General features: G+C 37.0%; 12 protein-coding genes, 1 other RNA gene and 2 riboswitches. Of the genes, 4 read left to right on the top strand and 9 right to left on the bottom strand.

Going from position 1 to position 11,751, the window contains the following annotated elements; genetic code table 11:
• The first annotated feature begins 159 nt into the window (after window positions 1-159).
• Window positions 160-627 (top strand): DinB family protein, encoded by a 468-nt coding sequence (locus F1560_RS09790; protein WP_149474435.1) that lies wholly within the window; start codon window positions 160-162, stop codon window positions 625-627.
• Between the two features lie 169 nt (window positions 628-796).
• On the opposite strand, the gene F1560_RS09785 is transcribed toward F1560_RS09790, so the two are convergent.
• The 9 genes from F1560_RS09785 to F1560_RS09745 all read right to left on the bottom strand — a co-directional run bounded on the left by F1560_RS09785 (window position 797) and on the right by F1560_RS09745 (window position 8,230).
• Window positions 797-2,083: a nucleobase:cation symporter-2 family protein gene (locus tag F1560_RS09785; RefSeq protein ID WP_149474434.1), complete on the bottom strand. Its 1,287-nt coding sequence runs from the start codon at window positions 2,081-2,083 to the stop codon at window positions 797-799.
• Entirely contained in the window at window positions 2,080-2,667 is a 588-nt protein-coding gene (locus F1560_RS09780; protein ID WP_149474433.1) for a xanthine phosphoribosyltransferase, read from the bottom strand. The genes F1560_RS09785 and F1560_RS09780 overlap by 4 nt, the downstream gene beginning before the upstream one ends.
• Before the next feature lie 129 nt (window positions 2,668-2,796).
• A riboswitch (purine riboswitch) is annotated at window positions 2,797-2,898 on the bottom strand.
• A gap of 160 nt (window positions 2,899-3,058) precedes the next feature.
• The gene (locus F1560_RS09775; RefSeq protein ID WP_149474432.1) at window positions 3,059-3,430 is read right to left on the bottom strand and encodes a VOC family protein; all 372 of its coding nucleotides are present in this window, start codon (window positions 3,428-3,430) and stop codon (window positions 3,059-3,061) included.
• A gap of 156 nt (window positions 3,431-3,586) precedes the next feature.
• Window positions 3,587-3,772, bottom strand: a non-coding RNA gene (gene ssrS, locus F1560_RS09770) — 6S RNA.
• A gap of 86 nt (window positions 3,773-3,858) precedes the next feature.
• Entirely contained in the window at window positions 3,859-3,999 is a 141-nt protein-coding gene (sspL, locus tag F1560_RS09765) for a small, acid-soluble spore protein L (protein WP_149474431.1), read from the bottom strand.
• 92 nt (window positions 4,000-4,091) lie between these two features.
• Window positions 4,092-5,696: an acyl-CoA synthetase gene (locus tag F1560_RS09760; protein WP_245347629.1), complete on the bottom strand. Its 1,605-nt coding sequence runs from the start codon at window positions 5,694-5,696 to the stop codon at window positions 4,092-4,094.
• Window positions 5,697-5,844: 148 nt separating this feature from the next.
• Window positions 5,845-6,459 (bottom strand): 3'-5' exonuclease, encoded by a 615-nt coding sequence (locus tag F1560_RS09755; protein ID WP_149474430.1) that lies wholly within the window; start codon window positions 6,457-6,459, stop codon window positions 5,845-5,847.
• Window positions 6,460-6,489: 30 nt separating this feature from the next.
• Window positions 6,490-7,230, bottom strand: coding sequence for a CBS domain-containing protein (locus F1560_RS09750; protein ID WP_246811924.1), 741 nt, complete (start codon window positions 7,228-7,230; stop codon window positions 6,490-6,492).
• 64 nt (window positions 7,231-7,294) lie between these two features.
• Complete coding sequence (locus F1560_RS09745; RefSeq protein ID WP_149474429.1) at window positions 7,295-8,230, bottom strand: MBL fold metallo-hydrolase; 936 nt, start codon at window positions 8,228-8,230, stop codon at window positions 7,295-7,297.
• Between the two features lie 181 nt (window positions 8,231-8,411).
• A riboswitch (SAM riboswitch) is annotated at window positions 8,412-8,514 on the top strand.
• Between the two features lie 100 nt (window positions 8,515-8,614).
• Here F1560_RS09745 and F1560_RS09740 point away from each other — a divergent pair.
• The 3 genes from F1560_RS09740 to F1560_RS09730 are packed head-to-tail and all read left to right on the top strand — an operon-like array spanning window position 8,615 to window position 11,642.
• On the top strand, window positions 8,615-9,367 hold the full coding sequence (locus F1560_RS09740) for a cyclase family protein (protein WP_149474428.1): 753 nt from the start codon (window positions 8,615-8,617) through the stop codon (window positions 9,365-9,367).
• A gap of 21 nt (window positions 9,368-9,388) precedes the next feature.
• Window positions 9,389-10,492, top strand: coding sequence for a 5-methyltetrahydropteroyltriglutamate--homocysteine S-methyltransferase (locus tag F1560_RS09735; protein WP_149474427.1), 1,104 nt, complete (start codon window positions 9,389-9,391; stop codon window positions 10,490-10,492).
• 43 nt (window positions 10,493-10,535) lie between these two features.
• Window positions 10,536-11,642 (top strand): 5-methyltetrahydropteroyltriglutamate--homocysteine S-methyltransferase, encoded by a 1,107-nt coding sequence (locus tag F1560_RS09730; protein ID WP_149474426.1) that lies wholly within the window; start codon window positions 10,536-10,538, stop codon window positions 11,640-11,642.
• The last annotated feature ends 109 nt before the right edge of the window (window positions 11,643-11,751 follow it).

The raw sequence follows: 11,751 nt of genomic DNA, 5'->3' as shown, positions 1-11,751 counted from the left end.
ATGTCTATTGTCAAAACTTAGGCATCATGAATTCTGCATTAATTATACTTTTCTAAATAATTATTCTACTATATAATGAATAGGTCATGATTATAGATATCCAATCTAAGGTTTCTATTTTCGTGCTGGCCATTAAATACTATAGATTCAAATTAGTGCATTGGGAGGAAATGCTATAAAAAAACATTAAGTCAATTTAACAAAACAATTGATGATATTTCGAATTTAAAAGAAGTATCTGAAGCTAAGCTATGCGAACCTATTCGTGAAGGAAAGTGGGCAATTAGAGAAATCGTAGGCCATTTATATTATTGGGATAAATTCAATCTTGAAAATATGTTACCTTTAATGATGGAAGGTGCTGATTTACCAAAATTTCCGGAACATGATAAACATAATAAAGAAGCTATGACATTTCTTAAAAACAATTCAGTAAAATCCATCATAGATAGTTTTGTTGTTACTCGAAAAGAATTAAAGGATAGAATCTCAAGTGTAGATGAAAATATTAGATTTACAATTGGTGGAGGTAAACGACAGTTCTCAGGAGAGAGTTTTATAAATATTTTCATAAAACACGACACCCATCACCTAAAACAAATTAATGAGAAATTACATAACCAGTAACAAAAGCGCAAGCTCCCGGTTAGCGGCGTACGGACTGGATGCAGTAAAGGAAAAAATGCACAGATTAAATAATCTATGCATTTTTATATGTTCATAATAAGAAAGCTAAATGGAGAACTGTATGATTAGCTTTTCTTCTTAATTTAGATGTAAGCAAATAATTATCCTTCTATGCTTCCTGCTCCTCTAAAACAGGATTTGCTTTTCTTGACGGAAGCATATGGAATACAATATTTAATGCAATTGCTGTTACACTACCAGCAACAATTCCATTACTCGTTAAAATTTGAATGCTGGATGGCAATTGAGCGAATAATTCCGGAACAACGGTAACTCCAAGCCCCATTCCAACTGAACAAGCAATAATCATTGAATTTTCCGGTGAATCTGAAATAACACTACTTAACATTTTTATGCCCTGGGAAATAACCATCCCGAACATCGCAACCATCGCTCCACCTAAAACAGCAGTTGGAATAATCGTTGTCAATGCTGCAATTTTAGGTACAAACCCCAAAGCAATTAACATACCACCAGCAACAAAAATGACTTTTCTCGTTTTCACGCCAGTCATTTGAATTAGTCCAACATTTTGAGAAAAGGCGGTATATTGAAATGCGTTAAAAATTCCACCGAGAAAAATAGCAATCCCTTCTGCACGATATCCTTTAGAAAGATCCTTTTGCGTGAGCTTTCTTTCTGTAATATCTCCTAATGCAAAGTATACTCCAGTCGATTCAACTAAAGATACAATAGCAACTAAAATCATCGTTAAAATCGCAGTCCATTCAAATGTCGGTGCTCCAAAATAAAATGGCTCTACCATATGAAAATAGGAAGCTTCTGCTACAGCAGAGAAATTTACTTTTCCCATAAACATAGCTGCTGCTGTACCAACAATTAAGCCGATAAGGATAGATATCGATCTTATAAACCCAGTCGCAAAACGATACAATAAAATGATAAATAATAGCGTACCAAAACCTAAGGAAATATTAACAATCGATCCAAAATCGCTTGCACCTTGACCCCCACCCAAATTATTAATAGCGACAGGGATTAATGTGATACCAATAATTGTTACAACTGTACCTGTTACAACCGGCGGAAAAAAACGTACCAAACTTCCAAAGAATCCACTGATTAGCACGATTACAATACCTGTCACAATAATCGCTCCATAGATAGCTGAAATTCCATATTCTCCACCGATTGCAATCATTGGTCCAACGGCTGTGAATGTACAGCCAAGAACTACAGGAAGTCCAATTCCGAAAAAGCGGTTATTCACAACTTGCAGAATCGTAGCGACTCCACACATTAAAATATCAATTGCAACAAGGTATGTTAACTGCTCTGAAGTTAGCCCTAGAGCATCTCCAACAATAAGCGGTACTAATATTGCTCCAGCGTACATTGCCAGAACATGTTGAAACCCTAATGCAGCAGTTTTCATTTAGGTACTGCCTCCTTCGCAAAGGTTACTTCCCCATTTTCGAGAGATGAAATAATCGCTAGTGACTCTACACGGACACCACGTTCTCGAATTTGTTTACCGCCTTCTTGAAACCCTTTTTCAATAACGATTCCAACTCCCGCAAGCATCGCATTTGCCTGTTCCACAATGTCAAGCAATCCTGAAACAGCTTGTCCATTCGCAAGGAAATCATCAATAATTAAAACAACATCATTCGCTGAAATATAGTCTTTAGATACAGAAATCTTATTTGTTTCTTTCTTCGTAAATGAATATACCTGCGCAGAATATAATTCATTAATTAATGTTAAGGACTTACGTTTCCTAGCAAAGATAACCGGTACTCCAAGAGTTAAACCTGCCATTGTTGCCGGTGCAATCCCAGAGGACTCGAGTGTTAAAATTTTCGTAATCCCACTATCGCGAAAACGAGCTGCATATTCTTCTCCAATCGCTTGCATTAGTTTCGGATCGATTTGATGGTTTAAGAATGAATCTACTTTCAAAACCGTATCCGATAATACTTTCCCTTCATCTCTTATCTTTTGTTTCAATAATTCCATTTTTTGTCCTCCTAACAAATTAAAAAAGCTCGGAAGCCTGCTTTCTACCATAACTATGATAAAAGCAAACCTCGAGCTTTCAAATTCGAAATAGAACAAAATGAAGTCACTCCGATGAGAGCTTCTCCAATTTGTTACGTTACTTTTCATAGTCAGTTTATTTACGGTAAACTGGTAGAAACTTACAGGCCATATTCCTGCTATTATATGAAAACACATATTCAATTTTAAATCGCTACTAGATTCTAATACAAAACTAGTAGCGATAAATTAACACTAATAGATTGTTATTAGTATAGCATGTGAGTCGCTTATTACAAGTGGATTATAAAAATAAAATCATTCGCACAATTTAGAGATTTAAATCACGCTGCATTCATTTAAAACGATTCTATTTTTCCCACTCTAAAAACTCAATACGATTTCCAAACGGATCGGATACATAAAAACGATTTGCTCCCAGCAGTTTATGATCCACTAGGAAATCCACTTGATTTTCAGTTAAATGTTCTTTTAGTTTTTTTATATTTTTAACTAAGATTGCTGGATGTGCTTTCTTCGCAGGAACAAATGGCTTTTCAATACCAATATGGATATTTATCGTGCCAGCCTGAAACCAAACCCCACCATTCGCTTTCAACAATTCCGGCTTTTCTACCTCTCTAAAGCCTAATATTTCCTCATAAAAGCTACGTGCTTTTACTTCGCTTCCAGGAGGTGCAGCTAATTGAACATGATCAATCGTTTCATAATGAAAAGTCATCGATTTCCACCTCTCGTATTATTTGATAATTCTATCTTACACTTTTTTATCAACTTGGAATAATACCGATTTACAATCAATTCGTTAAAGCTTTCCTTATCGCACACATCAAAAAACCGACTCTCAAAATGAAAGTCGGTCTCGCATATGTTATGTATACAGGCCACAATTGCCGTATTTTGTAATAAAAAGTTTTAAACCACCACTTCGCAAAGTGGGTGTTCGCAGAAACCTTCCTGCCTTCCGCTGCTTTGGCGGCACGACATTCCAATCTCGATGTAAAACTCCCTATACATTCATTAGAGGTTAAAACTTAATTAAATACGAACATTGTAGCTTGTATTTATATATTACATCTTATCATGAAAAAATTCAATGGTAAGTTCTTACCATTTTTTTATAACGTTGTTTGACCATTGGAAACGCATTTATATTTTCGTATTTTTCTTCTTTGCACGCTGCTCCAGCTGTGACTTTGGCTCTTGATCAGCTACATCTTCAGAATATCCTTGTGGATTCACACTCGAATTAACACGTTTCTTACTCCAATTTTCATTTTTATTTGCCATTTGAAACACCTCCAAGGCTTAGTGTTTCAAATTAGTTTCATTGTATACGAACAAATCGGCTAAACAAACCCTGCTTTAAAACGTACAACCATTTATTGCTCTGCTAATCCTTCATATTTATTTCTCAATGAACGCTTTAGCACTTTCCCACTTGGATTTTTCGGTAGTTCATCTGTAATCTCAACAAATTTAGGAACTTTGTATTTCGATAATTTTTCTGTACAAAATTGAATCAGCTTTTCCTTTGTCACTTCTGCTCCTTCTTTTGGTACGACAATCGCTGTTACTGCTTCAATCCAATAAGCATCTGGTATACTAATTACAGCAACCTCCGAAACTCCTTCTAACTGATAAATAATTTCTTCAACCTCTCTAGAAGAAACATTCACACCACCAGTATTAATCATGTCTTTTTTGCGATCTACAATTGTAATATAGCCATCCTCATCCATTACACCTAGATCACCACTATGAAACCAACCATTTCGAAATGCTTCTGCCGTTTTTTCTGGTTCGTGCAAATAACCTTTCATCGCATGAGGTGTACGATGAACAATTTCTCCAATCTCCCCGCGAGGGATTTCATTGTCGTCTTCATCTACAATTTTCGTTTGGACATTTAATGTTGCTTTACCTGCAGAGCCCAGTTTCCGTAACTGATCTTCCGGCTGAAGTGCAGTTGCAAGAGGAGCAACTTCCGTCTGACCATAAAAATTCCAAAATTTTGCGTTTGGTAATCGTACAGAAAGCTCTTTTAAAATTTCCTTAGGCATAATTGCTGCACCGTAATAGCACTTTTCAAGGGAAGATAAATCTCGCTTATCAAAATCTGGATGACGCAATAATCCTATCCAAACGGTTGGCGGGCAAAATAGCTGCGTTGCTTTTTCTTCCTCAATCGTTTTTAAAATTAATTCAGGACTTGCTGAACCTAGAATAATCCCACTTGATCCTAGGTATACACTCGGTCCCAAAAAAACGTGGAGCTGTGCACTATGATATAATGGTAATGCATGAATCGCGACATCTTCCGCTCCCATTTTCCCATCTACAATACTGCTAAGGTATTCACTAATTAAATTTTTATGTGTCAGCATAACTCCTTTTGGTCTTGATTCCGTACCACTTGTATATAAAACCTGAACAAGATCATCATCATTAATATCTGCATCAACGGATTGAATCGATTGACCTTCTTGAGCTTGGGCTAATGGTTTCCACCCTTTATTTTCTCCATTATATGGTAGTGCAGTGTCCATCAGATAGCGATATTTAATTTCCTGATTACCAACAGATTGGTTGAGTAAGCCCGCGTACTCCTCTGATGCAAGTAAACCTCTAACCTCAGCATGCTCAACGATATACTGCACGTCTTCTCGATTTAGCATATAGTTGATCGGAATCATAACTGCTCCAATTCGAGCAAGTGCAAAATTAGCTACAACGAAATCAAGACTGTTCTTAGACATGACCGTAATCATATCTCCTTTCTTCATACCGTCTGCTAAAAATGCACGAGCCGTCTGATTGACAATATTATCAAGCTCTTCATAGTTTAGCCGCCTGTTTTCATAAGCAAACGCAAATTTAGTAGGCGTTCTTTCCCTAGTACGAGCTAATAAATCCCCTAATGTATTTCTCCTTGCCCTTTGCAGCATTTTTTCCAAATCATTTTGAACATTTGTATCGGTATTCATCCTACCACCCCTTTAATGGAATAATGATGATGACCTCGTTGAATATTCTATTTATTATTTTAATTCAGTAAACTATATATAGCAAGTAACAGTACACTTAAAGCAATAAAAATGCTAGAACATCCAAACTATGCTCTAGCATTTTTCTTTATTTAAAAAACAGGCTTGTACTTCTTTTTACGGGTTTCATTTTTGGCGGATAATAACCATGATCATAAATTTTCCCTTTTGTCATGCTGCATTTCTCTAAAAAGTGGTCAAGGGAACTTGTCTTTGTTTCACGTAAAGCTTGAATCATTACTCCCGCAGCTACTTTAGCATCCTCTAATGCATGGTGATGCTCAAATTGAAGGTTGTGATATGTCGCAAGTGTGTTCAATTTATGATTATCCAATCTCGGCCAAAGCTTTTTAGATATATTCACGGTGCAAAGATAATCCATTTCAGGATATGGAAGCATATAATAATCAAGGGTATTGCGAATCACACTCATATCAAAACTTGCATTATGTGCAATTGCCAGCTGGTGGCTTAAGTAATTCCGTAATGTTGGCCAAAGCTCAGCAAATGTAGGAGCATCGGCTACATCATGTTCTGTAATCCCATGAATATACGTATTGAATGATTTAAATTCCATTAACGGATTGATAAGGCTGTAGAATTCATCTACTATTCCATGCTCATTGGCTATTACTAAACCTACTGAACAGGGACTAAAGCGTTTTTCATTAGCTGTTTCAAAGTCTATTGCCACAAAGTTCATAGCTCTCTCCTTTCATGTTCATACTATTTTTCATATCTCCATAATATCCCAATTGGTTACAATACCCACAAGGCTTCCATTGGCATTCCCTTCACTTGTAATCAATAATGCTTCTAATCGATTACCCTTTCCAATTTGTTCCTTAAAAATTTCCTTCGCTTCATAAACAGATGTCTCTCTAGATATGAATCTAAAATTATCGCTTTTTTCACATTCCAAGACTTCTACTAACTTTGCGTTTAGTAATGTGGTTAACCTCTTTCCGATTCCTTTTGAAAACCATTTTGTTATTCCTTTATGCGTAATTAACCCTTGGAATACATTCCCCTTATATACTGGAAACTTCGTTATCCCATGCTGATTAACGATTTCCAGCACATTTGACAATGACTCCGTTTGCTGAAAGTATATTACTTTTCGAATAAAAAGCGGATCTACTTTTCTCGGCTCTAGCAGTTCCATTTCAATCACTTCTATCCGTTCTACAACGGAATCATGTGGCTCTGCAATGGTATACATGAGATCTGTCTTGTTATGTACAATTGCATTTCGTAACTCAGCAAACTCAAGGAGATCGTCTTGATATTGTTTTATCATGGCATTTGATTTACTCAATACTTTTACAGCTCTAGAAAAGCCCATTTCTTTCTTAATCAGGAAAGACTTTAAGACTTTTTCAATCCGATTGAACGCTGTCAAAAAACGATCCGAGTTTCTATAAATCATATCAGCTTGGTCCTGTTTTATTGTTGGATTGTTGAAATGGTTCACTAGCTAACCTCCTTATTCGTATTCTTCCTCATACATAACAACGGTTTTAGCCGCATCAAACGGATTATTGGTTAAAGCGAAAATAGACCTTACCATTTTGATGAAATCGATATACCTTATCCATCGACTCTAAGTATATTAATCTTGTTAAAGTCGCCATAAACGGACTAATAAAGAGACTAAAATGTAAACTACCATAAATTTTTCCACACACTTCATTTGCTGTCAAAGACTCAGCTTTAACCATGCTTTCAACCTCTTCTAACCGATGCTCATGTCCTTGCAGCAGGGTTTGTACACGTTCTCCCAAGTGATGGATATTCCCACCATGCCCTGGTAAGGCTAACTCTGTCGGATAATGCTGCATCCGCTCAACTGATGCAAAATAATCGTTTAATGGATTGAATTCCTCGCCTGTCCACAAACCGATTACAGGAGAAATCCTATTTAAAATATGGTCACCAATTAGCATTAGCTTCCTGTCTTTTTGATAAAAGCAATAATGATCTGGAGCATGACCAGGTGTCCAAACAACCTCAAACAACTGATTCCCTAACAGCATGGTATCTGTTTCATCAAAAAATCCATCTGGTTCAAATTCATAGATAAAGGAATCATTCCCTATTTTGCTAGGCAAATCCGGGCCCCCATGCATATGAAGCAAATCAGCCAGATTTCCTTTAATTCTAGCTTTATCACGATGTTTCAACATTTCCTTATATCCAAGTTTCGATATAAAAACGGGAACACCCTTTTGCTCCTGAAACCATCTCGCAAGACCAATATGATCCTGATGTGTATGTGTTAAAACAACCTTTTCCACTTCGACACCAGTATCGAATAGCGCTTCCCAAGTCGCAATTGCTTCTTCTGCATAAATCCCTGTATCAATAACGGTATAGCCATTCTCCCCTTTTACAAGATAGCTATTTACCTCTTGCATTCCTCCAGCAAAACGAACGACTAGCTTTTCTATACCCTCACATACATCTACTAACAAATTATCATCCCCATTATACAAAGCTCTTTCTATACTATTAATTTTAGCGTTCATCAGTTAGATTGCAAGAATCTCTAACTTTTGCAGCGTATTTTTCACGCTACATGTAATTTTCTTAATTTTAATGGTTGACATTCAGAATCGTATGGAGTATTCTAATTATTAATTTCATACAAAAACTTTCTTATCCAGAGAGGTGGAGGGACTGGCCCTATGATACCTCGGCAACAGACTTTTTAAGTACTGTGCCAATTCCAGAAGCAATGATTGCTTGAAGATAAGAAGAGATATTAGACGATACGGTACCTAAACCTCTTCTTATTTTTAAGAAGAGGTTTTTTTCATTTCTCTTAAGATGTTAAAAAAACTATTGGGGGGATTCAATTGTCAACGGTTCAAGCAGGAACAGAATTGCAACAGGCAATTGCATTACTGAAAGAAAAGAAATGGGTAGATCTCACGCATGCGTTTGGTCCAGATTCACCACATTTTTCAGCATTTGATGATGCGGAATTCAAAACGCTTTTCACACATGATGATGGCTTTTTCGCACAACGATTTACCTTTCCTGGACAATACGGCACACACATTGATGCACCGATTCATTTTGTACAGGATCAACGTTACCTTGAAGAGCTTGAATTAAAGGAGCTTGTTTTACCACTTGTAGTGATCGATAAGTCAAAGGAAGCTTTAGAAAATAATGACTTCACCTTATCAAAAGAAGATATTCTAACATTTGAAGCGACCAATGGGGAGATTGAAGCAGATACATTCGTAGCATTACGAACCGACTGGGGTAAACGTTGGTCAGATAAGACTGCTTTTGAAAATAAGGACAAAGCTGGCAATAGTCACTTGCCTGGATGGGGAATCGACGCACTGCGATTTTTATTTGAAGAAAGAAACGTAAATGCTGTCGGTCATGAAACATTTGATACAGATTCCTCGATCGATGTCCGAAAGAATGGTTCACTCATTGGCGAGTATTATGTGCTGGAACAAGATACATATCAGATTGAGCTACTAACCAATTTAGATAAAGTACCAACAAAAGGAGCTTATATCTTTAATATCGTTGCCAAACCTGAAAAAGCAACTGGCTTTCCAGTACGCTCTTTTGCAATATTACCTTAATAAAAATATGGAGGGATTTTCATGACGAAAACATTAGTTAAAGCACCATTTAAAGCAGACCACGTAGGAAGTTTATTACGACCAGAAAGGGTTCATAAAGCGAGAAAGGATTTTAAAGAAGGAGCTATTTCGGCAAGTGAGCTTCGTGCAATTGAGACAGAGGAAATTAAACGCATAGTTGATAAACAAATTGAAGTTGGCCTTCAGGCTGTAACAGATGGGGAGTTTCGCAGAAGATTTTGGCATACAGATTTCTTAGAGCATTTTATTGGAATTGAAGGCTATGTACCAGATCACGGATTTAAATTTGTAGACGTTGAAACGGAAAAATACGACGTACGAAATGTTGGAAAAATAGCCTTTAACCCTGAACATCCATTCATCAAAGACTTTATTGAGTTTAATGAAATTGTCGGTGACAGAGCTGTCGCGAAACAAACGATTCCAAGTCCAAACCAATTATTCAATGCTGGGATTCGTAATGTAGATATCTATCCAGATATTGAGGAATACGCCAATGATATTATCGTCGCTTACCGAGATGCGATAAAAGCATTTTACGATGCAGGCTGTCGCTACCTGCAATTAGATGATGTTTATATCGCAGGATTGAGCTCTGATACCATTCCATTTAATGATAGTAAATTAACTAGAGAATATTTAATCGATTTAGCGCTCCGAGTTGCAAATGGTGTGCTAGAAGATAAACCAGAGGATTTAGTTGTAACAACACATCTATGTCGTGGAAACTATCAATCTACCTGGGCGTTTGAAGGAAGCTACGCAAAAATTGCACCAACATTATTCGCAAAAGAAAAAGTAGATGGCTTTTTCTTAGAATATGATGATGACCGTTCCGGAACTTTTGAGCCATTGAAGTATATCCCAGAGGGCGGTGCACAAGTAGTCATTGGCGCTGTAACATCTAAATTTGGTGAACTTGAAGATAAAGAGGCATTGAAAGCACGCATTCAGAAAGCTGCTAACTATGTACCGTTGGAGCAATTAGCTTTAAGTCCGCAGTGCGGATTCGCGTCAACCCACCATGGTAACAAGCTAACAGAGGAAGAACAATGGAAAAAACTGAAATTTATCGTAGACATTTCAAAAGAAATTTGGGGATAATTTTTCTTACTTACTATTAAAATGAAAGAAAGAAGGAATAGACATGACGAAAACTCTAGTAAAAGCACCATTCAAAGCAGACCACGTAGGAAGTTTATTACGCCCAGATAACTTACATCAGGCGAGAGAAGATTTTAAAGCGGGAAAAATCACTGCAGCAGAATTACGCGAAGTCGAAACAAATGAAATCAAGCGTATTGTTGATAAGCAGATTGAAGTTGGGCTGGAAGCAGTAACCGATGGTGAATTCCGTCGCAGCTGGTGGCATCTTGATTTTCTTGAGCATTTAAATGGGATTGAAGGCTACAACACCGAAAAAGGCTATCAATTCGATGGCGTAGAAACAGACCGATATCATGTGCGTAACATCGGGAAAATTTCCTTTAATGCCGATCATCCGTTTATTAAAGACTTTATTGAATTTAAGGAAATTGTTGGTGACCGTGCGGTTCCGAAACAAACGATTCCAAGTCCAAACCAGCTATTTGAAGTTGGGATACGAAACCCAGAAATTTATCCAGATATTGAAGAATATGCCAAAGATATTACGCAAGCATACCGAGACGCTGTAAAAGCATTCTATGATGCTGGTGTTCGTTACTTACAATTAGACGATGTGTACATTGCTGGACTTTCATCTTCTGACTTTAAATTAATCGATACTGGCGGCTATTCAAGAGAGCAATTAATCGATTTAGCAGTTCGTATTGTAAATGGTGTACTCGAAGACAAACCAGAGGATTTAATTGTAACAACACATCTATGTCGCGGAAACTATCGTTCTAGCTGGGCATTCCAAGGCAGCTATGCAGAAGTTGCGCCAACCTTATTTGCGAAAGAGAAAGTGGACGGCTTTTTCCTAGAGTATGACGATGAGCGTTCTGGAACCTTCGAGCCATTAAAACACATTCCCAAAGGTGGAGCACAAGTCGTTATTGGGGCTATCACCTCTAAATTTGGTGAACTTGAAGATAAAGAAGTTATCAAAAAGCGAATTGAAGCTGCATCTGAGTTCGTGCCATTAGAGCAAATTGCTTTAAGTCCACAATGTGGATTTGCTTCAACCCACCACGGCAATAAGTTAACAGAAGATGAGCAATGGGAGAAATTAAAATATATTGTTGATTTATCAAAAGAGATTTGGAAATAATTCTTTAGACTTGGCAGAAAGGAAAGTATAAAACTTTCCTTTCTGCATTAGTGCAACTAAGGCATCCCCCAAAGTCTTGGTGAATGCCTAGTTTTCTAAAAAACGAACA

Origin of the sequence: Oceanobacillus polygoni (genome assembly GCF_008304605.1) — a bacterium.
Classification (GTDB): Bacteria; Bacillota; Bacilli; order Bacillales; family Amphibacillaceae; genus Oceanobacillus; species Oceanobacillus polygoni.
Note: the sequence above shows the minus strand (reverse complement) of the source record. Positions and strands in the feature narration are given on the sequence as shown.